Here is a 21,116-nt window from a genome sequence, read left to right on the forward strand (position 1 = left end):
TTCCATGCGCAAAGCCCTGCCGTTCGCCGCCGTTCTGGCCCTTGCCGCCTGCGATTCCGGGGGCGACCCGTCCGAGGGCGCCCGCAAAACCGGGCCCGATGCCGATTCGATCGTGGAGGACGCGGTGCGCCTCGAGGGCGAGGGGCTGGCCGTGGGAGGCGAGGCTTTCCGCTTCAATGCGGGCCGCAACGAGGTCGAGACCGCCCTGGCAAAAGCGCTCGGCGAACCGGTTCGCCGCGCGACCAACACCGACTGCGAGGCGGGCGCGGTCGATTTCACCGATTACGAGGGCGGGCTCACGCTGCATTTCACCGAGGGACAGCTGGTCGGCTGGAACTGGCACCTGCCCTATGAAGGCGATGCGCCGATTGCCGAGGAGGTCGCGGTCGCGGGCGACGTCGCGCTGGGCATCGCCGCCGGTGCGATGCGGGACATGGAGGGCTTCGAAATGCTCGCGGACAGCACGCTGGGCCGGGAATTCCGCCTCGGCGCGATCGGCGGCTTCATCGAAGCGGACGAGGTCGCCACGCTGTTCGCCGGGACGCAATGCTTCATTCGCGGCGAAGAGGCGGCGCGATGACGCTGGCGGCGGATCTCTATTTCAGCTTTCGCTCGCCCTATTCCTATCTTGCCGTCGGCCGCTACCGGCAGATGTGCGAGGACCATGATCTCGATATCGCGCTCAAGCCGGTCTGGCCGCTCGCTGTGCGCCAGCCCGATTTTTTCGAGCGCAACCACCCGAACTGGCTCGGCTACACCATGCGCGACATGATCCGCGTCGCGCAGTTCCATGGCATTCCTTTCGGCCCGCCAAGCCCCGACCCGATCGTGCAGGATGTCAACACCCGCCAGATCAGCGCCGACCAGCCGCATATCAAGCGAATCACGCGATTGGGCCAGGTTGCGGCGCGGCGCAGGCGGGGCCTTGCCTTCGCGCATGAGGCGGGAAGGCTCATCTGGGGCGGGGCCAGGGGCTGGAACGAGGGCGAGCACCTGAAAGGCGCGGCGGAACGGGCCGGGCTCGATTTCGCGCAGATCGAAGCGGAAGCAGTGGACGATGCCGGGGCGCTCGATATCGAGATTGCCGCCAACCAGGCCGATCTCGAGGCGGCGGGCCATTGGGGTGTGCCCACGCTGGTGTTCGAGGGCGAGCCCTTCTTCGGGCAGGATCGGATCGAGATGGTCAAATGGCGGATGGAGCAGAAAGGGCTGCAGCCGCGCGAGGGCTGTGCGTGAGGGATCACACGACTACATTCTTCGCCTCTTTCGACGGCACGCGCCTCGCTGTCCACCGGCAGGGCGAGGGGCGGCCCGTATTGCTGCTGCACGGCCTGTTCTCGAGCGCGCAGATGAACTGGATCAAATGGGGCCATTCCGCGCGACTTGCCGAGGCAGGGTTCGAGGCGATCATGCCCGATTTCCGGGTCCACGGCGAAAGCGAGGCCCCACGCGATCCGGAGAGCTACCCCGCCGGCGTGCTGGTGCGCGACGTGGCGGCTCTGGCTGCGCATTTGGAGCTGGAGGAAGAAAGCTTCGATCTCGTCGGCTTCTCGCTCGGCGCGCGTACCGCGCTGCATCTCGCCGCCCGCGGCGTCCTCGCGCCGCGCCGTCTGGTCGCCTGCGGGATGGGCGTCTCCGGCCTTTCGCAATGGCAGCAGCGCTCCGCTTTCTTCAAGCGGGTGATCGACGAATTCGACACCATCGAGCGCGGCGACCCGGCCTGGCAATCGCGCCAGTTCCTGAAATCGCAAGGCGTGGACAGGGTCGCAGCGCGCCTGCTGCTCGATGCGATGGGCGATCTCGAGATCGATGCCCTTTCGGGTGTCGTCTGCCCCGCATTGGTGGTGAGCGGCGCGGACGACCGCGACAACGGCTCGGCCAGCCATCTGGCGCAATTGCTCCCCGATGCGCGTTACGAGGAAGTGCCGGGCGGCCATCTCGACAGTGCGACCCGGCCCGAGCTTGGCGAATCGATTGTGCGCTTCCTGCAGGAGTGAGCGGCGAGCGAAACAGCCGGCCAGAACACGTAGGGAGGCCCGAAAAGTAGTGGGCCCCCGCCGCAGACGGATCGGCGGGGGCCCAGGCTCACGGGCCTCACGGGGGCTATGGCCGGTGAGCATACCGATCGTCGCAAGGATCGGTATCGGTTTTCCGTGTCAAAGCTGCGCTACATTATCTCATGTCATTCGTAAAATCCAGAAGAATGCGACGGTGATTCATTACCAAATCAATCAGTCCCTTTTTCCGGGCACGCTTTGACGCAAGGGCTCGGACCGTTATGCTGCATGCCATGCAATCGCGCGATCCGATGGCCAGGCTGACGCTGCCCGGAGCGGTCCTGCTCGCATCCGCCTGCGCGCCGACGCAGCAAAGCGGTTCGGGCGAGGGCTGGACGGTCTATGCACCGTCCGCAGGTATGCAGGTTTCTGCGCAGACCCTTTTCGTTGCGAACAAGCGCGGCGATACCCTGTCTAAGATCGATCTCGAAACCGGCGAGGAGGTGCTCCGCAAGGATAGCTGCACCAACCCGCATGAGCTTGCGACATCGCCCGACGGCCGTCACGTCGCGCTCGCCTGTTACGGTGGGACGAGCGTCGACATTTTCGCCGCCGACACCCTCGATCGGGTCAAAAGCGTCGATCTCGGCGAGAATGCCCGCCCGCACGGTATCGTATGGCATGAAAACGGCGATATCTATGCAACCGCCGAAGGTCGCCGGTCGGTATTCGTCGTAACCGGGCCGCTCACCGACGCGACGACGACGCTCGAATTCGCAACCGGGCAGGAAGGCAGCCACATGCTTGCCGTTGCTCCCGATGGCGCCACCGCCTGGACCACCGATCTCGGTTCGCGCACCGTGACGCGGATCGCGCTCAAATCCCGCATCGCGCCGATTTCGGTGGCGGTGGGGGAGGAGCCCGAGGGAATCGCGCTGTCCCCCGATGGCGCAACGCTGTGGGTCTCGGCGCGCGGGTCGAACCGGGCTTTCGCGCTCGATCCGGTGACGATGGAGGTTCGCGAAACCGTTGCCACCGGGCGTTTCCCCCTGCGCATCGCCATAAGGCCGCAGGGCGATGTCGCGCTGACCTCGGACCTGATGGATGGTTCGCTTTCGGTCATCGACCTCGAAACCGCCGAAGTCATCCGCACGCTCAGCGTCTCCGGGCCAGACGCGGCTCAGGAACGTTTCCAGGTCACCATCCTGTGGTCCGGTGACGGTAGCCGCATCTATGTCGCCGAGACGGCCAGCGACACCATTGCCGAGATCGACTATGCCAGTGGCAAGGTCCTGCGTCGGCTGAGAGCGGGCAAGGGCGGGGACGGGCTCGCGATCCTGCCGTGAAATCCTTCGCCGATCCCCCCCGCGCGCTTCCGGTCGTCGGCTGGCGCGAAATGGTCAACCTGCCCGATCTCGGCCTCTTGCGCATCCCGGCCAAGATCGACACCGGCGCGCGCACCTCCTCGCTCCACGGCGAGGTGGTCGAGGAATTCACCCGCGACGGCGAGCAATATGTCCGTTTCGCGGTCGACTGGGACGGCGTGCGGCACGAATGCGAGGCGGTTCATGTCGACATACGCGGCGTTACCAGTTCCAATGGCGAGACGCAGCGGCGCTATGTCATCAAGACCCCGCTGCTGATCGGCAAGGTCCGTTTCCGCGCCGAGATCAGCCTGGCCGACCGGTCGGACATGAAATTTCCCATGCTGATCGGTCGTTCGTCGCTGCGTCGCCGCTTTGTCGTCGACAGCGGATATTCATGGCTGCAATCGCGCGGCATGGAGGCGGTAAGGGGCCATCGGCCCTGAACGCCCCCGCACCCGATTCGCGGCCCCTTTCGCCACCCGTTCACGTTCAAGAGGTTTGACCCCATGAAAATCGCGATGCTCGCCCGCAATCCGAACCTCTATTCGCACAAGCGGCTGAAGGAGGCCGCCGAAGCGCGCGGGCACGAATTCGACATTCTCAATACGACGCGCTGCACGGTCCACATCGCGAGCCACAGGCCCGAGGTCTATTACAATGGCGAGCCCATGATCGGATACGACGCGGTGATCCCGCGGATCGGGGCCTCGATCACCAATTACGGCCTTTCCATCCTGCGCCAGTTCGAAATGCGCGGATGCTGGCCTCTGAATGAAAGCGTCGCGATCGGGCGCAGCCGCGACAAGCTGCGCTCCCTGCAGATCCTCGCCAAGCACGGGCTCGGCCTGCCGCTCACCGCCTATGCCAATGATCCCAAGCAGGCCGAGGAGATCATCAAGGCGGTGAAGGGGCCGCCGGTCGTGATCAAACTGCTCGAGGGTACGCAGGGCATCGGCGTGGTGCTCGCGGAAACCATGTCGAGCGCAAAGTCGGTGATCGAGGCGTTTCGCGGGGCGAACGTCAACATCCTCGTGCAGGAATTCATCAAGGAGGCGGGCGGGACCGACATCCGCGCGCTGGTGGTCGGCGGCAAGGTCGTCGCGGCGATGAAGCGCACCGGGGCGGCGGACGATTTCCGCTCCAACCTCCATCGCGGCGGCAGCGCCGATGTTATCAAGATCACGCCGGAGGAACGCTCCACTGCCGCGCGCGCTGCGCGGCGCATGGGGCTGAACGTGTGCGGGGTCGACATGTTGCGGTCGAACCATGGGCCGGTGATCATGGAGGTCAATTCCTCTCCCGGCCTCGAAGGCATCGAAAGCGCGACGGGCAAGGATGTGGCTGGACAGATCATCGCGTACATGGAAGCGAATGCAAAGATCGGAAAGACCAAGACCAAGGGGCAGGGGTGATGCATAAAATCGTGCTGGCGGTGGCTTTTTTCCTCGTATGGGCGGCGTCCCCGGTGGCGGCGCAGGACCAGCGCGCGATCGTCGCCCGGTTCGACGATTCGACCATTTCGCGCCTGCTGCTCGACGTGAATGCCCAGTTCCAGATCCAGCCGGGGGCCGAGGGGGTGAACGTCTATCGCGCAAGGGCGGGCGAGGGGATCGCCTTCACCGTCTCGCCCGGGGCCTGCAGCGACAAGAGCGGATGTCTCGGCCTGGTTCTGGTTGCCGTGTTCACGCTTGATGACGGATCGCGACCGCCCGACCTCGACCAGCGGCTGCACCGCTACAACGACGTCAATCCCAATGCGAAGGTCTATCGTGCGGATCGCAATGTCGTCGTCCTGCAGGGCTATATCAACGCCGCCTACGGGATCAGCTATCGCAACGCGCAGGCACAATTGCTGGTCTTCGGGCAGGAAATCGGCAAGCTGCGCGACACGCTGGGCGCGATGGGCGAGGCGGGTGAGAGCCGCTGACGCTCCCCGGGCGAGCTTTGCCGATCGCCGCGTCGGCTGCAGCCTTGCGCATCCCATTTCCTTGCAAGAAAGGAGACTGCGATGATGCTGCGTTTCCTCCCTGCCCTTGCCGCGCTTGTCGCCCCCCTTTCGCTCGCCGCACAGGAGGCGGAGCCGCGCACCGTCTCCGCCGAACGGCCCGAGGAGATGATGTTCGCCCTGCTCAATGCCGGGTACGATCCCGAATTGACCACGGACGGGATCGGCGACCCGCTGATCCGCTTTTCGCGCAAGAGCGGATATCCCCTGATGGTCCTGTTCTACGATTGCGACGAGGAGACCCATGACAAGTGCAGCTCGATCCAGCTGCGCGGCGCGCTCGACCGGGCCCAGCCGTGGACTCCGGCGGAGGCGATGCAGCTCTCCGCGCGCTTCCGCTTTCTTCAGGTCACTCTCGACGAGGAAGGCGATCCGTCGCTGTTCTGGGATATCCTGACCGGCAGCGGCATACCCGAAAGCCTGTTCATCGATGCGGTCGAGCGGTTCGAGAAGAACGTCTCGTATGCCGCCGAACTGGTCTTTGCCGAAGAACGTCGGGCCCAAGAACGCGGGGCCGAAGAGCAGGGGGCCGAAGAACAGGGGGCCGAAGAACAGGGGCCGCAGGCGGGCCCGGGATGATCCCGGCGGCGCGCACCCGTCAGGACGCGCGCAATTGCTCGACGAACCGGCGGGTCGATCCCTCCAGCCCCTCGACATGGCCGAGCAGCGCGGCGGCCGCGCGGTCGAGTTCGCCGGCAAGCTCGCGAGTCGTTTCGGCCGTTTGCGCGAGCGAGCGGCTGCGCGCTGCCATTGCGCCGATTTCTTCGGCGGCGCGGCTGGCATGGCTCTCGATGGTGTCGGCGCACTTGCGCTGGCTCTCTACATCCCAGCGGATCGCGCGGGCGGCCTGGTCGAGTTCGGCGATGGCTTGTGCGATCGCGTCGAAGCTGGTCTGCGCGTCCATCGTGCCCGCACGGATCCCGGAGAGGAAGGCGTCGATGTCTGTCGCGGCGGCACCTGCCTGCCGGGCGAGCGATTTCACTTCCTGAGCGACCACGGTGAAACCCTTGCCCTGCGGCCCGGCCGATGCCGCCTCGATGGCGGCGTTGAGGGCGAGCAGGTTGGTGCGTTCGGCGATGCGGGCAATGGCGCGGGTCGCCTCGCCGATCGTGTCCGAATGTTCGGCGAGCGAGCTGACCGCCTTGCCGCCCGAAGAGGAGCGTTCGGCAGCGCGCGCGGTGAGTTCCTTGTGCTGGCCCGTATTACCCGCAATGCTGGCGATCGCACCCGACAGGTCGCCGACCCCGCGCGCGACGATGCCGGCCGCCTTGCTCGCCTTTTCCGCCGCGCCTGCGACTTCGCCCGCGCGCGTTCCCGCCTCGCTCGCCACCTGGTCCAGCGCCTTGGTCGTGCGCTCGAGCAATTGGGCGGTCGTGAGCAGCGAATGGGTCAGCCCGCCGACACTGTTTTCGAATTCGCGCGCGATCCGGTCTAGCTCGCCGCGGCGCGCGTCCTCTGCCGCGCGCGCCTGCGCGGCATGCGCCTCGCGCTCGCGCAGCGCATCGCTCCGCGCCTGCTCCAGCGCCGTTTCGCTTTCAGCGAGCCTTGCGTCGAGATCGTTGCATCGCGCGCGCGTCTGGCCGAGCAGGCCGAGCCACCGGCCGAGCCCGCCTGCGATGAGAGCGAGCGTGATCGAGGCGGCGGCAAGCGCGATCAGGTGGACCGCGACATCGCCCATATGGACCGCGCGTCCATAGCTCCATTCCGGCGCGAGCAGGCCGAGCACGACATGCTGGAGCGCGATCAACCCGCCCGCCAGCAGGACAGCGCGCGGATCGCATAGCCATACGAGCGCGGCGAGGGCGGGGAAGAAAAAGAGATGCATCTCCATCTGCAGCCCGCCTGCATCCATCACGAGGATCAGCAGGGCGGGCTGGACCGCAGGAACCATCGCAATCCCCGCGCGGGCGGCGGCATCGCGGCGGCCCCGGCGGTAATGGAGCGTCGGCAGGGCATTGGCGAGCGCACTGATAAGAGCAGCCACCATCGCCTGCTGCCCCAGCGGCAGGGCGAGGGCGGCGAGCATCGCGGTGACCGTCCAGCCCGCGACGATGATCGCGGCAAAGCCCCGCTGCCTGACGCGTTCGACTTCGCTGCACATGGGTTTATCGCCTCCCGCCTGTCCGCTCGTGCTCTGGCCCGAGCGCCGGGGCGGGCGCACCGCCAGGGAGATCGAACGGCCCGCCCGTAGCTCCGGACAGGGCCCTTGTGCCGCGACTTGGTTAGCGCGGGCGCTTGCGCGACCTGCGTAATGTCCCGGTGCAGATGTTCGAAGGGGGCTGGGTCGCCCCGGTTCTCATCTGAAGGGCGGTTCGTTGAACGCGCGCAGCTTGCGGCTGTGCAGCCGGTCGCCTTCGTCGCGCAGGCGCTTGCACGTCTCCAGGCCGATCTGCAGGTGCGCCGCGATCGCTTCCTCGTAGAACTTGTTGGCCTGCCCGGGCAGCTTGATCTCGCCATGCAGGGGCTTGTCCGACACGCATAGCAGCGTGCCGTAGGGCACGCGGAAACGATAGCCCTGCGTTGCGATGGTGGCGCTTTCCATCTCGATCGCAATCGCCCGGCTCTGCGAGAAACGGAAGGCCGAGGACGAATAGCGCAGTTCCCAGTTGCGATCGTCGGTGGTGACGACCGTGCCTGTCCTCATGCGCTGTTTCAGGTTCGCGCCCTGCACGCCTGACACCTCTTCGGCCGCGCCGGCCAAGGCCTGCTGCACCTCCGCGATGGGGGGGATGGGAATTTCGGGCGGGAGCACGTCGTCGAGCACGTGATCGTCGCGCAGATAGGCATGGGCAAGGACGAAGTCGCCGATCTTCTGGCTCGAGCGAAGGCCGCCGCAATGGCCGATCATCAGCCAGGCATGGGGGCGCAGCACGGCGAGGTGATCGCAGATCGTCTTGGCATTGGACGGCCCGACGCCGATATTGACCAGCGTGATGCCGCGCCGATCCTCCCGCACGAGGTGATAGGCGGGCATCTGGTGACGCCGCCAGGCGGTGTCGGACAGCTGCTCGCGCGCATTGTCGGCCGGATCGGTGATGTGCAGCCCCCCCGCACCGGTCAGCGCGGTGTAGCCGTCTTTCCCGATCTGCTTCGCGCCCCAGTTCACGAATTCATCGACATAGCGGTGATAGTTCGTGAACAGGATGAACTCCTGGAAATCCTCCACCCGCGTGCCGGTGTAATGGGCCAGCCGGGCGAGCGAATAATCGGTGCGCAGCGCGTCGAACAGCGACAGGGGCATGTCGCGTTCCTCGTCGAACTCGATCCCGTCGGCGAGCTCGTCGCCGATGAGGGCGAGGTCGGTCGAGGGGAAGTACTGCCCGATTTCCTGTGGTGCTATGCCGACCATGGCCGCCCCGGCCTCGCCGTCGAGGACATAGGGAAAGGGGATTTCCTGGCGCGAGCGGCCGACCGTCACGTTGATCTCGTATTCGGCCGCAATCAGTTCGAGCTGTTCGGCGAGATAGGGCGCAAACAGGTCGGGGCGGGTGATCGTGGTGGTATAGGTTCCCGCCATTTCGAGCCGCCCGAAAGCGCGCGTGCGGTCATCCGCTTCGCCGCCGCTCGAATCCCGTCCCGAATAGCGCAGCGTGAGCTCGGGATAGGCATAGCTGCCGTCCTGTCGCTTGCGCGCCGGGGGGATCGTCCCGTCGCGTCCGAAGGCGATCACGTCCTCGCGCAGGGTTTTCACCGCGTCGGCATAATGCTGCTGCAATTGCTCGAGAATGCTTGGAATGGGGGTCATGGGCGTTCAGCCTAATGCGCAAATGTGAAGGTTCGAAGGGAAGCGGACCGGCTGCCTTTACAAGAAGGGCGCGGAAGCCGTCACGACCTCCGCGCCCGTCTTGTTGATGCCGTGAAGCGAGGAGGCTTACCGCTCTTCGCTGTCCGTGTCCGGATCGGTCGCTTCGATCTTGGCCTCGGCCTCGCTCATGCCTTCCGGCGTGTCGACGCCGTCTTCGAGCAGTTCGGCCGGGATCTCGCCGGGTTCGAGGTTCGGGTCGACGCGGTTCGCTTCGGCCTGTTCCTCGATCTCGCGCTGCTCTTCCTCGAACAGCTGGGCGAGCACGTCGACGCCCTGCGACTGCAATTCGGCCTCGTCGTCGCTGCGGGCGACGTTGGCCTTGACGGTGACGTGGACCTCGGGGTGGAGCGCGACGGTCACCTCGTGCATCCCGATCGACTTGATCGGGGCGCCCATGATGACCTGCTTCTTGTCGATCTCGTGGCCCTGCGCGGCCAACCCGGCGACCATGTCGCGGACATTGACCGAACCGTAGAGCTGGCCGGCGTTCGACGCCGCGCGGATCAGCACGACCTCGGCCCCGGCGATCGTCTCGCCCTGCTTTTCGGCTTCGCTGCGGCGCTCGGCGTTTTCCTTCTCGAGCCGCTCGCGGTTCGCTTCGAAAACGCGCTTGTTGGCCTCGTTCGCGCGCAGCGCCTTCTTCTGTGGGAGCAGGAAGTTGCGGGCATAGCCATCGCGCACGGTTACGACGTCGCCGATCGAACCGAGTTTCTCGATGCGTTCGAGGAGAATGATATCCATGATTGTCTCTCCTCTTACTTCACGATGTAGGGAAGCAGGCCGATATGGCGCGCGCGCTTGATCGCCTTGGCGAGTTCACGCTGCTTCTTCGCGGAAACGGCGGTGATGCGGCTGGGCACGATCTTGCCCCGCTCGGACATGAAGCCCTGCAGCAGGCGCACGTCCTTGTAATCGATCTTGGGGGCGTCCTTGCCGGAGAAGGGGCAGGACTTGCGGCGGCGGAAAAACGGGCGTGCCATCAGTCGCGATCCTCCTTGTCGCCGCGACGCTTACGGTCGCGCTCGTTCTTGCGCATCATCACGCTGGGGCCTTCCTCGTGCTCGTCGACGCGGATGGTCATGTAGCGGATGACGTCTTCGTTGATGCGGGTCTGGCGCTCGAGCTCCTCGACCACCGAACCCGGCCCGTCGATGTTGAGCATGACGAAATGCGCCTTGCGGTTGCGGTCGATCTTGTAGGCGAGCGACTTGAGACCCCAGGTCTCGGTCTTGGTGACCTTGCCATCATTCGCTTCGACGATTTCGGTCGCCGTGGCCGCCAGCGCGTCGACCTGGGCCTGGGAGAGGTCCTGACGCGCGAGGAACACATGCTCGTAAAGAGCCATGCCTCATTCCTTTCACTTCCATGCCGATCGCTGGCTGATCCGTCCGGATGACGGGGCCCCTCCGGCTTTCTTCGAGAGTTCGCACCGGCGATAGCCGCCACGAAGCCCGCGCACATACAGGGTCTGGAGGCAAATGCAAGACTTGCCCGCGCGGTCGGGGCAGTGCAGTTGCGCGGGCCAGATGTTTTTCCGTCGGTGAAAGGTCCTGCGTGCCCTCAGGTCTCGTCGCGCTGCTTGACGATGTGTCGGTGATCGCCCGCGCGGCGGCCGCCTCCGTCGACGATATCTCGGTCGCCGCAAGCAAGGCGGGGACCAAGACCGCGGGCGTGGTGATCGACGATGCCGCGGTCACGCCGAGCTATGTCACCGGCCTGTCGCCAGCGCGCGAATTGCCGATCATCTGGTCGATCACCAAGGGGAGCCTGTTCAACAAGCTCATCCTGCTTTTGCCGGGCGCGATTCTCCTGTCCGAATTCCTGCCCGGCGCGATCATCTGGATCCTCATGCTCGGCGGGGCCTTCCTGTCCTACGAGGGCGCGGAAAAGGTGATGGAGAAGCTGGGCGGGGCGAAACACGGCAAGACCGTGAAGGACGAGATCCGCGATCCGGTCGAATTCGAGACAAAGCGCGTCGCCGGCGCGATCCGCACCGACCTCATCCTGTCGGCCGAGATCATGGCGATCACCCTCAATGAACTCGACCTGCCGACTTGGTGGGAGCGCGCGCTGGCGCTGGCGCTGGTGGGTGTCGCGGTGACGGTGGTGGTCTATGGCGCAGTGGCGGTGATCGTGAAGTTGGACGATATCGGCCTCCATCTGAGCAAGCGGGACAACCCGGCTTCGCAGCGTTTCGGCCGTTTCCTCGTCGATTCCGTGCCCAAGCTGCTCACTCTCCTCTCGGTCGTCGGGACGGTTGCGATGCTCTGGGTCGGCGGGGGGATCATCCTCCATGGCACGCACGAGGTCGGCTTCGATGCGCTCTACGATGCCGCGCACGGGATCGAATATGCCGTGAAGGGCGCAACCGGCGCGCTTTCGGGCGTTCTCGGCTGGGCGAGCTATGCCGCGGTTTCGGCGCTGGTCGGGCTGGTGCTGGGCGCGATCATCGCCTTCGTCCTGCATAAAATGCTGGGTGTGGGCGCGGGCGAGGCGCACTAGGAGACATCCCATGACCAAGCCGATCCTCTACACCTGCGCCCGGTCTCGCGGGCTTCGCGCCACCTGGGCCGCCGAGGAGGCGGGGGTGGATATCGACCTTCGCGTGCTGCCGTTCCCGCCGCGCCACATGGCGCCCGATTATCTGCAGGAAAACCCGCTCGGCACGGTGCCGCTGCTGATCGACCAGCTCGGCGACGAAATGGGGCCTTACGAATCGCGCATGACCGAAAGCTGCGCGATCGCGCATTACCTTTGCTCGCGCGGCGGGCCGAGCGATTTCATCGTCCTGCCGGGTGAACGGGACTATGCCGAATATCTCGATTTCACCTATCACGCCGATGCCACGATCACCTTTCCGCAGACGGTCTTCATGCGCTTCGCCATCTTCGAGAAGGACAAGGGGCTGGAAGAGGCGGGCCACGCCTACGCCAAGTGGTTCCACAAGCGCCTCGTCAAGGTCGAGCAGCGGCTCGAGGGGCGCGAATATCTGTGCGCCGACCGCTTCACCGTGGCCGACATCTGCGTCGGCTACGCGCTGATCCTCGCGCAGAACGTCGGGCTGGACGAAGGCGTGCCCGACAGCCTCAAGGCCTATCGCGAACGCCTGACCGCGCGGCCGGCCTACAAGCGCGCGTTCGAGCGGGAAGAGACGCAGCGCAAGGCGCTGGAGACGAGCAACTAGGAAACTTCGCCCGGTTCGGCACGCGCTCGCCGCCTCAGGCGGGTTGGAAAGACGCGATCCGCCGCACGCCTTCAAGCGCGCTTCATCACGATCCGGCCAGTCGCTGGATATGGGCCTTGACCTCATTGAGAGCGAGGCCGGGCCCGGTGAACAATATGCCTCTCTTCGGCGCTCCTTCTCCGGACACGTAAAGGGTCTGGGTGCTTTCGAGCGTCTTGCTTGCATGGTTGATGGCCTCCGAGCCGAGAAAGACGTTCTCGATCGCGCCAAGCCGCATCCGATTGGTGATTTCCCGGCCCGTTTCGGTGTCGCGTCCCGAAATCAGCAGGCCCTTGCGCCGGTCGACCTCGATGAACTCGAACGACTTCTTCTCACCGGCGGCGCCGAGGATCAGGACGACAGCGAGAAGGGCGAGACCGCCGCACAACGCGACCCTGAGCCAGAAGACCTCTTCGGGATTGGCGACAGGCATGAACCAGAAAAGCACTGCTGCAGCGATGAATATGGCTGCGAAACCAAATCCCGCGACCCTGTCCGACAGGGGCCGGGGATCGCGCGTTTCCTGCACGCGCAGGAAATCGTGATCCGCGACAAGCTCGACGGTCCCGGCTTTGAAATTATGCTGCTGCGAATTCATTGCCACCCCCAGTGCGGTCGCGTGACGGACTCGACCGCTGCCTGTCCTAGCAAGGCGGGCTTGATCAAACGTCAACGCAGGAGATCCCGGCCTGGGCGACGGGCGACGGGCGACGGGCGACGGGCACTCGTTTCCTACATGCGGCGAGCGCGCTAGATTTCACATTGCTCTTTCCCATCGTCAGCCATCCAGCGCACACGCATTTGCGCCGAAAAGGCCCCGCTTCCCCTGTCCGTCCGGGCGGCGGGATCGCTGCCAAGCCTCTGTCCTGAAGGGATAATACGGATGCCTGCAAAGGTGACAGGGTGTCACCTTTGTCACCTTTACCCTGCGCCTACGCCGCCTGGTCCTCGCTCACGGGGCGCGCCGACAATTCGCGGCGCAGCAGCTTGCCGATCGGGTCGCGCGGCAGCTTGTCCACGAATTCGATGTAGCGTGGCCGCTTGTAGCCCGCGATCCGGCCCTTGAAGCGCGCGGTGATTTCCTCGCGGCTCAGTTCGGCTCCGGGCTTCAGCACGACGAAGGCCTTGACCGCCTCGCCCCATTGCCGGTCGGGCACGCCGCAGCAGCCGACGTCGGCGACCTCGGGCATTTCGGCGAAGACCGCGTCGACCTCGGCCGGGTAGACGTTTTCGCCGCCGGTCTTGATCAGCTCCTTGGCGCGGCCCAGCAGGTAGCCGAGCCCGGCCGAGTCCATCGTGCCGAGATCGCCGGTGCGCAGCCAGCCGTGGCCGAGTGCGGCCTCGGTGGCCTCCTCGTTGCGCCAGTAGCCGAGCATGACCGAGGGGCCGCGAAGGCAAATCTCGCCTTCCTCGCCGGGGGGCAGCTGGTTGCCTTCGGCATCGAGGATGGTCATTGCGACATGGGGCATGGGCCAGCCGATCGAGCGCGGGTGCTCGACCATGTCGGGATAGTCGATGAAGGTCGCAAAACCGCATACCTCGGTCTGGCCGTAGCCGCCGACGACGCGCACGTCCCAGTCGGCTTCCATGAATTCGTAAATCTGCGGGCGGCCCATGCCCGAACCGCCGGTGTAATTGGTGAGCGGCATCACCCCGTCCCGGATCGGCTCCATCGCCTGCCACGGAAAGGAAATCTGCGGGAAGGCGCTGGTGGTGGTGCAGCTCTCGCGGTGGAGTAGGTCGAGAATGGCCGCGCTGTCGTCGTCGCGGCCCGCAAAAACGCTCGTCCCCCCGCAGGCGAGCATGGCGGCGACCTGCTGCATGCCGACCACGTGAAACAAGGGGTTGACGGAAAGCAGCCTTTCGGAGGGCGAAAATCCGCGCCGCAGGCAAAAGCCCATGGCAGAGGAGGCGACCGCGCTGCCCGCCTGCAGGCAGCCCTTCGGCCGACCGGTCGTGCCGCTCGTATACATCATGTAGAGCGGCCGTTCGGGGGCAAGGTCGGGCCATGTCGGAAGATCGTGGGTGCCGGTGACGATTGTCTCGAAGAGCCCCTGCGGATCGTGGCGTTCATCGACCTCGATCACCTCGCCCGCCCCTGCCTCGGCCAGCAAGGGCGTGAAGCGGGGATTGGCGAAGGTCATGGCGGGCTCGGCATTGCCCGCGATCCAGGCGATCTCGCCGGGGGCGAGCCGCCAGTTGAGCAGCACCGCGATCGCCCCGATCCGCCCGCAGGCGAGCAGCACGGTGAGGAAGGGCGCGCCGTCGGTCATGAGGATCGCGACCCTCTCGCCGGGGCCGATCCCCTTCGCCAGCAGCCAGCGGGCCAGCGCCTCGACCCGCGCCTCGAGCGCGGCATAGGTGAGCCGCTGCGAGCCGTCGACCGTCGCCTCGCGGCCCGCAAGCCGGGCGGCGCAGCCGCGCAGCAGCGTATCCATCGAGAAATCGCGCGGGTAGGAAGCGGGGACGTGGGGCATCGTTGGCATGGCGGCTCGCATCTCCTTCGCCGCTAGCGATAGGCCGGAACGGCACGCCGCTTCCATTCGCGGTTTTGCTGATTTCCGTTCGCCGCCTCAGTCGAGCCGCGCCCCGCATTTCCCGCAGGTCCGGTTGGGCCAGGGCACGACGAACAGGCCGCGAAAGAACAGGTTCTTGCCGCAATGCGGGCAGTTGAAAGCGAGCATGTGACGGTTGGCGACCAGCAGCCCGACGATCGCTGCTGCAAAGGCGAGGGTGGAATGGCCGTAGAAGCGGTCGACCACCGCGACGAACAGCACCGCGACGGTCAGCGCGCCGAGCATCCACCAGGCATGGCGGCGCGCATGGTCGTAAACGGTCACGAAAGCCGTCCCAGCACGTCCCTTGCGAAAGTGCTCAGCGTGTCGTCGCGCGCGCCCATGATGACGATGCGGTCGCCCGGCCGGGCCAGATCGGCGATGCGGCGGCCGCAATCCTCGCGCTGGGCGATATGCTCGGCGGTCCCGCCGGCCTCTTCGATCAGGGCGACGATCCGTTCGGTCCCGACGCTGCGATCGACCGTGCCGCCGAAATAGACGGGGTCGCACATGATGGTCACGTCCTCCTCGTCCAGCTCGCGGGCGAAGGTCTGTGCGAGTTCCGCGCCCATCTGCTTGAGCGGCCCGAAGCCGTGGGGCTGGAAGAAGGCGATCACGCGCCCCGGCGTTGCCTTCAACGTTCGCAGCGTAGCGGCGCATTTTTCCGGATTGTGGCCGAAATCGTCGATCACCGTGATGCCGCTCTCGCTCGTTCCCACGACATCGAACCGGCGGGCGAGCCCCTCGAACGAGCGCAGCGCATAGACCGAGCGCCTGACATCGATCCCCGCCGCGCTGGCTGCGGCGATCGCGGCGAGCGCATTGGAAAGGTTGTGCAGCCCGGGCATCGGCAAAATCAGCGGAAAGACCTCGCGGCTGCGGTTGTCGATCACCGCGGCGCGAATGCCGAAGGCGCTCTGGTCGATCGAATCGGGTTCGACCGTAATGTCCGCTTCGGCGTCGCGCAGGCCGAACGTCACGCGGTCCGGAACCTTCTCGGCGAGAAAGCGAGTCTCCTCATCATCGGTGTTGACGACGCCGCGGGCCGAGGTTGTCAGGAAATTGCCGAAGAGGACGCGCAGTTCTTCGATGCTCTTGTGGTCGAGACTGACATTGAGCAGCACGCCGATGGTCGGGCGATAGAGCGCGATCGATCCGTCACTTTCGTCGACCTCGCTGACGAACAGGCCCGCAGCGCCGACACGTGCGCTGGCGAATGGGTTTTCGTCTTGCGCGAAGTTCTTCATCACTGCGCCGTTCATGACGGTGGGATCGTGGCGACCCTCGTGGAGGATCCACGCGATCATGCCCGTCACGGTCGACTTGCCGCTCGTGCCTGCCACCGCGATCGAATATTCGGCCGCATTGAAAAGCTCGGAGAGCAGCTCGGCCCTGCTCATCCGTTCGCAGCCCAGTTCCCTGGCGCGGGCGACTTCGGGGACGGTGTCCTCGATCGCCGCCGATGCGATCAGCACCTGCTCGCTGGAGGCAATGCCGCTGCCGTCCTGCGGGAAGAGGTCGAAGCCATGACCCGCGAGCCAGGCGAATTTTTCGGGTGTGCGGCCCTGATCGCGGCTGCGGTCGGAGCCTGCGACCGGGTGGCCGCGGCCCTTTGCGATCTGGGCAAGCGGGAGCATCCCGGACCCGCCGATCCCGCAGAAGAACAGCGGACGCCTGGCCAGCGATCCGGCATCGATCCCATCATTCATAGAGGGCATGGTTATTGGCTTGCACAGGCCAAGACAAGCGGCATAGGGTCGCGGGCGTGACGAATATCGCGATCTGCGCCCCGGCCACCCCGATCACCCGCGACCACGCCCGGACGCTGGAGGAGCTGGTGGCGGCCGAATTCCCCCAGCACCGGGTGAGCTTCCATGACCAATGCTTCTTGCGCGCGGGGCATTTCGCGGGCGACGATCTCGCCCGGCTCACCGCCTTCGTCGAATGCGCCAACGATCCCGCTTTCGACGTGGTCTGGTTCGCCAAGGGAGGCTACGGCTCGAACCGCATCGCCGAGGCTGCGGTGATGCGGATGAACGCGGCGGCGCGGGCAAAGACCTTTGTCGGCTTTTCGGATTGCGGATACCTGCTCGCCGCGCTGTACAAGGCGGGCGTGGGACAATGCGTCCACGGCTCGATGCCGGTGAGCGCCAGGTCGGAACGCGGGCGCGAGGCGGTGCGCCGGGTGCTGCGCTGGATCGGCGGCGATACGAGCGGCGTGGAGCCAAGCCTCGACGGGACGACGCCGGCGGTCGCCTTCAATCTCATCACGCTTGCCATGGTCGCGGGCACGCCGATGATGCCCGACCTTTCCGGCCACGTCGTGATGGTCGAGGAGGTGAGCGAGCATCTCTATGCCGTCGATCGCCTGTTCTTCCACCTTGCAGGCACGCTGCCGCGTGTCGCGGGGCTCAGGTTAGGCGCGGTGACGGCCGTTCCGGAAAACTACGTCGAATTCGGCCAGAGCCCCGAGGAAATCGCGCGCTATTGGTGCGATCGCACCGGGATCCGTTATCTCGGGCGGGCCGAAATCGGGCACAGCCCGGCGAACAGGGTCGTGCCCTTCGGGCTTGCCAGCCCGCCCAGCGCCTCCTAACCCGCGCGGGTTTTCATTGGGATGGTGCCGCGCCGCCCGCGCTCCCGCCCCTTTTCGCCCTTGAGGATACCGTTCCGGGTGGAAGGGCGCGGACGCAATCGGCCCGGCGAAGCAAGGACAAAAGATGCGCGCATTCGTTTTTCCGGGGCAGGGCAGCCAGAAGGTCGGCATGGGAAAGCAGCTCGCCGAAGCGTCTTCCGCCGCGCGCGAGGTGTTCGAGGAAGTGAACGACGCGCTGTTGCAGAACTTGTCCGGCCTCATGGCGGAAGGGCCCGAGGACGAGCTGACTCTGACCCAGAACGCGCAGCCCGCAATCATGGCCCATTCGATCGCTGTCCTGCGTGTGCTGGAGCGGGAATTCGGGATGACCTTCGCCGGTCACGGCACGTGCGCGGCGGGCCATTCGCTCGGCGAGTATTCGGCGCTGTGCGCGGTCGGCGCGTTCGATCTTTCGACCACGGCGCGGCTGCTCAAGCTGCGCGGGCGCTCGATGCAGGCGGCGGTCCCGGTGGGCGAAGGGGCGATGGCGGCGCTGCTCGGGGCGGACGTGGAGAGCGCGAATGCGCTGGCCGAGGCTGCCGCGGGCGAAGGCGAGGTGTGCGAGATCGCGAATGACAACGATCCGACACAGGTCGTGATCTCGGGCCATCGCAGGGCGGTCGAGCGGGCGATCGGCATGGTCAAGGACCACGGGATCAAGCGCGGCGTGCTGCTGCCGGTTTCCGCGCCTTTCCACTGCTCGCTCATGCAGCCCGCCGCCGACCGCATGGCCGACGCGCTCGCGCGCACGCCGCCCGCCGAAATGGCGTTGCCGGTCTACGCCAATGTCACCGCGGCAAAAGTCGAGGATGCCGAGGCGGAGCGCGCGCTGCTGGTCGAGCAGGTGACGGGCCGCGTGCGCTGGCGCGAAAGCGTGCTGGCCATGCGCGCGGATGGGGTGGAACACTTTGTCGAGCTGGGCGGCAAGGTGCTTGTCCCCATGATCGGCAGGATCGACAAGGAGGCCGAGACCGTCAGCCTCGTCACCATGGAAGACTGCGAGAATTACGCGAAGGAGAGGCTGTGATGTTTTCGCTCGAGGGAATGAACGCGCTGGTGACCGGTGCGAGCGGGGGGATCGGCTCGGCCATCGCGACCGCTTTGGCAGGGCAGGGCGCGCGGGTCGCGCTGTCGGGCTCGAACGGGCAGAAGCTGCGCGCCTTCCGCGAACAATTGCAGGAGGAGGTCGGCGGTGACCATGTCGAGATCACCTGCGACCTGTCGAATGCAACGCAGGTCGATGAACTGGTCCCGGCGACGATGGACACGCTGGGCGGGATCGACATCCTCGTCAACAATGCCGGGATCACGCGCGACAATCTCGCCATGCGGATGAAGGACGAGGAATGGGACGATGTGATCCGCATCGATCTCGAGGCCGCCTTTCGCCTGATGCGCGCCGCCGCCCGCCCGATGATGAAGGCGCGTTTCGGCCGGGTCGTCAACATCACCAGCGTGGTGGGCACGACGGGTAATCCGGGCCAGATGAACTATTGCGCCGCCAAGGCGGGGCTCACCGGCATGACCAAGAGCTTCGCGCAGGAAGTTGCCTCGCGCGGGATCACGGCCAATTGCCTCGCGCCGGGCTTCATCCGTTCGGCCATGACCGCCGCGCTCGATGAAAAGCAGGCGGAGGCGATCAATGCGCGCATTCCGATGGGCAAGATGGGCGAAGGCTCCGATATCGGTGCGGCCTGCGTCTACCTTGCCAGCCGCGAGGCGGGTTATGTCACGGGCCAGACGCTGCATGTGAACGGCGGGATGGCCATGACGGGCTAGATGGAGCCCGCACCGGGCCCTTATCCCCAAGCGAATCGGTCCGCGTGAAGGCATTGATCTTGCCCGGCACACTGACCGCGCTAAGGTTTTGGCGACTGTTCCGGCGCTGGAGGGGCGATTCCGGCTCTTTCCCTGCCACCACGTAAGAAGCGATAGGTTCCACTAATGAAGGCTAGGGGCACATGAAGGCTACGATCGAACGCGCGACGCTCCTGCGTTGCCTGTCCCACGTCCAGTCGGTGGTCGAACGGCGCAACACGATCCCGATCCTGTCCAACGTCTTGATCGAGGCCAGCGATGGCGGTGCGGTCAAGGTCATGGCGACCGATCTCGACCTGCAAGTAGTCGAGACGATGTCCGCCGCTGCGGTCGACAGCCCGGGCGCGATCACGGTGTCGGCGCACCTCCTGTTCGACATCGCCCGCAAGCTGCCCGACGGCAGCCAGGTCAGCCTCGAAACCGCCGACAACCGGATGGAGGTCAAGGCCGGGCGCAGCCGGTTCAAGCTGCCGACACTGCCCCGCGACGATTTCCCCGTCATCGTCGAAGGCGACCTGCCAACCTCTTTCGAACTGCCCGCTCGCACGCTCGCCGAATTGATCGACCGCACCCGCTTCGCCATTTCGACCGAGGAAACGCGCTATTACTTGAACGGCATCTTCCTTCACGTGACGGACGAGGACGAGCCGGTTCTGAAAGCCGCCGCGACCGACGGCCACCGCCTCGCGCGTTTCACCCTCGCCCGGCCCGAAGGCGCGGCGGGCATGCCCGACGTCATCGTCCCGCGAAAGGCGGTGGGCGAACTGCGCAAGCTGCTCGACGAGGCATTGGACGGCAATGTCCTGATCGACCTGTCGGCGAGCAAGATCCGCTTCACCCTCGGCGGCGAGGGCGGGGTCGTGCTCACCAGCAAGCTGATCGACGGGACCTTCCCCGATTACAGCCGCGTCATCCCGACCGGCAATGACAAGCTGCTGAAAGTCGATCCCAAGCTGTTCTTCTCCGGCGTCGACCGCGTCGCCACGATCGCGACCGAAAAGACCCGCGCGGTCAAGATGGGCCTGGAGCCGGACAAGGTGACGCTGTCTGTCACTTCGCCCGACAATGGAACCGCAACCGAGGAACTGGCCGCGTCCTATTCCAGCGAGAGCTTCGAGATCGGCTTCAACGCCAATTACCTCAAGGACATCCTCGACCAGATCGATGCCGACGAGGTCGAACTGCATCTTGCCGATGCGGGCGCGCCGACGCTGATCCGCAAGGACGAGGCGAGCCCGGCGCTCTACGTGCTGATGCCGATGCGGGTGTGACGGTGCGCGCTTTCGCGTCGTTCGCCGCCGCCCTTGCACTCGCCGCGCCGCTGGCAGCGCAGGACAATGCGCAATACACGCCCGAGCAAGACCTCGACTGCGCGATCGTTATCAGCATGGTTCTCGCGGCGACGCGCGCGAATGCCTCGACCGAGCAGGAGAAGGGCCTCATGACAGGTTTCGCCTATTTCGTCGGACGATACGAGGCCGCCGCGGGCAAGCCGCTCGATCTGGCGATGAGCGAGCGCTACAAGGAGCTCTACGGGACCGACATTTCGGCGCGGCAAAAGGTATGCGGCGCGCGGATGCAGCGTATGGGTCAGCGCATGCAGACCGCCGGTGCCGCGCTCTCCGCGCTGGAAGCCGAGCTCGGCGCTGCCGCGCAATAGACGGGAAGCCGGGTGCGGGTAGGCATGGGGCCCGCAAGGCGTTAGGGTTTT

24 protein-coding genes are annotated in these 21,116 nt (G+C 65.9%); 15 read left to right on the top strand and 9 right to left on the bottom strand.

What is annotated here, in order from left to right:
- The first annotated feature begins 4 nt into the window (after positions 1–4).
- The 8 genes from RIB52_RS08045 (at position 5) to RIB52_RS08080 (ending at position 5,948) form a co-directional block, all read left to right on the top strand.
- Entirely contained in the window at positions 5–580 is a 576-nt protein-coding gene (locus tag RIB52_RS08045) for an aspartate-semialdehyde dehydrogenase (protein ID WP_350174713.1), read from the top strand.
- Positions 577–1,236, top strand: coding sequence for a 2-hydroxychromene-2-carboxylate isomerase (locus RIB52_RS08050; protein WP_350174715.1), 660 nt, complete (start codon positions 577–579; stop codon positions 1,234–1,236). The genes RIB52_RS08045 and RIB52_RS08050 overlap by 4 nt, the downstream gene beginning before the upstream one ends.
- On the top strand, positions 1,188–1,997 hold the full coding sequence (locus tag RIB52_RS08055) for an alpha/beta fold hydrolase (RefSeq protein WP_502879493.1): 810 nt from the start codon (positions 1,188–1,190) through the stop codon (positions 1,995–1,997). Before RIB52_RS08050 ends, RIB52_RS08055 begins: the two co-directional genes overlap by 49 nt.
- 293 nt (positions 1,998–2,290) lie before the next feature.
- Positions 2,291–3,343 carry a YncE family protein gene (locus RIB52_RS08060; protein ID WP_350174719.1) on the top strand — a complete coding sequence of 351 codons (1,053 nt, stop codon included), beginning with the start codon at positions 2,291–2,293 and terminating at the stop codon, positions 3,341–3,343.
- Positions 3,340–3,807, top strand: a complete 468-nt coding sequence (locus tag RIB52_RS08065) for an ATP-dependent zinc protease family protein (protein WP_350174721.1) — start codon at positions 3,340–3,342, stop codon at positions 3,805–3,807. Before RIB52_RS08060 ends, RIB52_RS08065 begins: the two co-directional genes overlap by 4 nt.
- 63 nt (positions 3,808–3,870) lie before the next feature.
- Positions 3,871–4,776: a 30S ribosomal protein S6--L-glutamate ligase gene (gene rimK / locus RIB52_RS08070; RefSeq protein ID WP_350174723.1), complete on the top strand. Its 906-nt coding sequence runs from the start codon at positions 3,871–3,873 to the stop codon at positions 4,774–4,776.
- A complete protein-coding gene (locus RIB52_RS08075) occupies positions 4,776–5,291 on the top strand; it encodes a type III secretion system chaperone family protein (protein WP_350174725.1) in 516 nt (171 codons plus the stop codon). The genes rimK and RIB52_RS08075 overlap by 1 nt, the downstream gene beginning before the upstream one ends.
- A gap of 81 nt (positions 5,292–5,372) precedes the next feature.
- Positions 5,373–5,948, top strand: coding sequence for a YbjN domain-containing protein (locus RIB52_RS08080; protein WP_350174727.1), 576 nt, complete (start codon positions 5,373–5,375; stop codon positions 5,946–5,948).
- A 19-nt stretch (positions 5,949–5,967) separates the two neighbouring features.
- Here RIB52_RS08080 and RIB52_RS08085 read toward each other — a convergent pair whose 3' ends face one another.
- The 5 genes from RIB52_RS08085 to rpsF all read right to left on the bottom strand — a co-directional run bounded on the left by RIB52_RS08085 (position 5,968) and on the right by rpsF (position 10,519).
- A complete protein-coding gene (locus tag RIB52_RS08085) occupies positions 5,968–7,470 on the bottom strand; it encodes a methyl-accepting chemotaxis protein (RefSeq protein WP_350174729.1) in 1,503 nt (500 codons plus the stop codon).
- A 195-nt stretch (positions 7,471–7,665) separates the two neighbouring features.
- Entirely contained in the window at positions 7,666–9,114 is a 1,449-nt protein-coding gene (locus tag RIB52_RS08090) for an AMP nucleosidase (RefSeq protein WP_350174731.1), read from the bottom strand.
- Between the two features lie 126 nt (positions 9,115–9,240).
- A complete protein-coding gene (rplI, locus tag RIB52_RS08095; protein WP_350174733.1) occupies positions 9,241–9,915 on the bottom strand; it encodes a 50S ribosomal protein L9 in 675 nt (224 codons plus the stop codon).
- Between the two features lie 14 nt (positions 9,916–9,929).
- Entirely contained in the window at positions 9,930–10,154 is a 225-nt protein-coding gene (gene rpsR / locus RIB52_RS08100) for a 30S ribosomal protein S18 (protein ID WP_007164455.1), read from the bottom strand.
- Positions 10,154–10,519 (bottom strand): 30S ribosomal protein S6, encoded by a 366-nt coding sequence (rpsF, locus tag RIB52_RS08105; protein ID WP_350174735.1) that lies wholly within the window; start codon positions 10,517–10,519, stop codon positions 10,154–10,156. The genes rpsR and rpsF overlap by 1 nt, the downstream gene beginning before the upstream one ends.
- A 209-nt stretch (positions 10,520–10,728) precedes the next feature.
- Here rpsF and RIB52_RS08110 point away from each other — a divergent pair, with 209 nt between their 5' ends.
- On the top strand, positions 10,729–11,676 hold the full coding sequence (locus RIB52_RS08110; RefSeq protein WP_350174737.1) for a DUF808 domain-containing protein: 948 nt from the start codon (positions 10,729–10,731) through the stop codon (positions 11,674–11,676).
- Between the two features lie 10 nt (positions 11,677–11,686).
- The gene (locus RIB52_RS08115; RefSeq protein WP_350174739.1) at positions 11,687–12,358 is read left to right on the top strand and encodes a glutathione S-transferase family protein; all 672 of its coding nucleotides are present in this window, start codon (positions 11,687–11,689) and stop codon (positions 12,356–12,358) included.
- 85 nt (positions 12,359–12,443) lie between these two features.
- Here RIB52_RS08115 and RIB52_RS08120 read toward each other — a convergent pair whose 3' ends face one another.
- The 4 genes from RIB52_RS08120 to RIB52_RS08135 form a co-directional block, all read right to left on the bottom strand.
- Positions 12,444–12,995 (bottom strand): hypothetical protein, encoded by a 552-nt coding sequence (locus RIB52_RS08120; RefSeq protein WP_350174741.1) that lies wholly within the window; start codon positions 12,993–12,995, stop codon positions 12,444–12,446.
- A 334-nt stretch (positions 12,996–13,329) separates the two neighbouring features.
- Entirely contained in the window at positions 13,330–14,883 is a 1,554-nt protein-coding gene (locus RIB52_RS08125) for a class I adenylate-forming enzyme family protein (RefSeq protein WP_350174743.1), read from the bottom strand.
- A gap of 87 nt (positions 14,884–14,970) precedes the next feature.
- Positions 14,971–15,237 (bottom strand): hypothetical protein, encoded by a 267-nt coding sequence (locus RIB52_RS08130; protein WP_350174745.1) that lies wholly within the window; start codon positions 15,235–15,237, stop codon positions 14,971–14,973.
- A complete protein-coding gene (locus tag RIB52_RS08135; protein WP_350174747.1) occupies positions 15,234–16,661 on the bottom strand; it encodes a glutamate ligase domain-containing protein in 1,428 nt (475 codons plus the stop codon). Before RIB52_RS08135 ends, RIB52_RS08130 begins: the two co-directional genes overlap by 4 nt.
- 56 nt (positions 16,662–16,717) lie before the next feature.
- Here RIB52_RS08135 and RIB52_RS08140 point away from each other — a divergent pair, with 56 nt between their 5' ends.
- The 5 genes from RIB52_RS08140 (at position 16,718) to RIB52_RS08160 (ending at position 21,065) form a co-directional block, all read left to right on the top strand.
- Positions 16,718–17,548 (top strand): LD-carboxypeptidase, encoded by an 831-nt coding sequence (locus RIB52_RS08140; protein WP_350174749.1) that lies wholly within the window; start codon positions 16,718–16,720, stop codon positions 17,546–17,548.
- A gap of 124 nt (positions 17,549–17,672) precedes the next feature.
- A complete protein-coding gene (fabD, locus tag RIB52_RS08145; protein ID WP_350174751.1) occupies positions 17,673–18,614 on the top strand; it encodes an ACP S-malonyltransferase in 942 nt (313 codons plus the stop codon).
- Positions 18,614–19,366 carry a 3-oxoacyl-[acyl-carrier-protein] reductase gene (fabG, locus tag RIB52_RS08150; protein ID WP_350174753.1) on the top strand — a complete coding sequence of 251 codons (753 nt, stop codon included), beginning with the start codon at positions 18,614–18,616 and terminating at the stop codon, positions 19,364–19,366. Before fabD ends, fabG begins: the two co-directional genes overlap by 1 nt.
- Positions 19,367–19,548: 182 nt before the next feature.
- On the top strand, positions 19,549–20,676 hold the full coding sequence (dnaN, locus tag RIB52_RS08155) for a DNA polymerase III subunit beta (protein ID WP_350174755.1): 1,128 nt from the start codon (positions 19,549–19,551) through the stop codon (positions 20,674–20,676).
- On the top strand, positions 20,673–21,065 hold the full coding sequence (locus RIB52_RS08160; RefSeq protein WP_350174757.1) for a hypothetical protein: 393 nt from the start codon (positions 20,673–20,675) through the stop codon (positions 21,063–21,065). The genes dnaN and RIB52_RS08160 overlap by 4 nt, the downstream gene beginning before the upstream one ends.
- Positions 21,066–21,116 lie beyond the last annotated feature (51 nt).

The sequence above is a fragment of the Erythrobacter sp. genome, from assembly GCF_040217515.1.
Lineage (GTDB): Bacteria > Pseudomonadota > Alphaproteobacteria > Sphingomonadales > Sphingomonadaceae > Erythrobacter.

Coding starts and splice junctions, on each gene's coding strand:
- RIB52_RS08080 (WP_350174727.1), top strand. CDS start 5,373: ATGATGCTGCGTTTCCTCCCTGCCCTTGCCGCGCTTGTCGCCCCCCTT.
- RIB52_RS08060 (WP_350174719.1), top strand. CDS start 2,291: ATGCAATCGCGCGATCCGATGGCCAGGCTGACGCTGCCCGGAGCGGTC.
- rplI (WP_350174733.1), bottom strand. CDS start 9,915: ATGGATATCATTCTCCTCGAACGCATCGAGAAACTCGGTTCGATCGGC.
- RIB52_RS08085 (WP_350174729.1), bottom strand. CDS start 7,470: ATGTGCAGCGAAGTCGAACGCGTCAGGCAGCGGGGCTTTGCCGCGATC.
- RIB52_RS08125 (WP_350174743.1), bottom strand. CDS start 14,883: ATGCCAACGATGCCCCACGTCCCCGCTTCCTACCCGCGCGATTTCTCG.
- rpsF (WP_350174735.1), bottom strand. CDS start 10,519: ATGGCTCTTTACGAGCATGTGTTCCTCGCGCGTCAGGACCTCTCCCAG.
- RIB52_RS08090 (WP_350174731.1), bottom strand. CDS start 9,114: ATGACCCCCATTCCAAGCATTCTCGAGCAATTGCAGCAGCATTATGCC.
- RIB52_RS08075 (WP_350174725.1), top strand. CDS start 4,776: ATGCATAAAATCGTGCTGGCGGTGGCTTTTTTCCTCGTATGGGCGGCG.
- RIB52_RS08115 (WP_350174739.1), top strand. CDS start 11,687: ATGACCAAGCCGATCCTCTACACCTGCGCCCGGTCTCGCGGGCTTCGC.
- RIB52_RS08045 (WP_350174713.1), top strand. CDS start 5: ATGCGCAAAGCCCTGCCGTTCGCCGCCGTTCTGGCCCTTGCCGCCTGC.
- fabG (WP_350174753.1), top strand. CDS start 18,614: ATGTTTTCGCTCGAGGGAATGAACGCGCTGGTGACCGGTGCGAGCGGG.
- fabD (WP_350174751.1), top strand. CDS start 17,673: ATGCGCGCATTCGTTTTTCCGGGGCAGGGCAGCCAGAAGGTCGGCATG.
- rimK (WP_350174723.1), top strand. CDS start 3,871: ATGAAAATCGCGATGCTCGCCCGCAATCCGAACCTCTATTCGCACAAG.
- RIB52_RS08135 (WP_350174747.1), bottom strand. CDS start 16,661: ATGAATGATGGGATCGATGCCGGATCGCTGGCCAGGCGTCCGCTGTTC.
- dnaN (WP_350174755.1), top strand. CDS start 19,549: ATGAAGGCTACGATCGAACGCGCGACGCTCCTGCGTTGCCTGTCCCAC.
- RIB52_RS08050 (WP_350174715.1), top strand. CDS start 577: ATGACGCTGGCGGCGGATCTCTATTTCAGCTTTCGCTCGCCCTATTCC.
- rpsR (WP_007164455.1), bottom strand. CDS start 10,154: ATGGCACGCCCGTTTTTCCGCCGCCGCAAGTCCTGCCCCTTCTCCGGC.
- RIB52_RS08055 (WP_502879493.1), top strand. CDS start 1,188: ATGGCGGATGGAGCAGAAAGGGCTGCAGCCGCGCGAGGGCTGTGCGTG.
- RIB52_RS08120 (WP_350174741.1), bottom strand. CDS start 12,995: ATGAATTCGCAGCAGCATAATTTCAAAGCCGGGACCGTCGAGCTTGTC.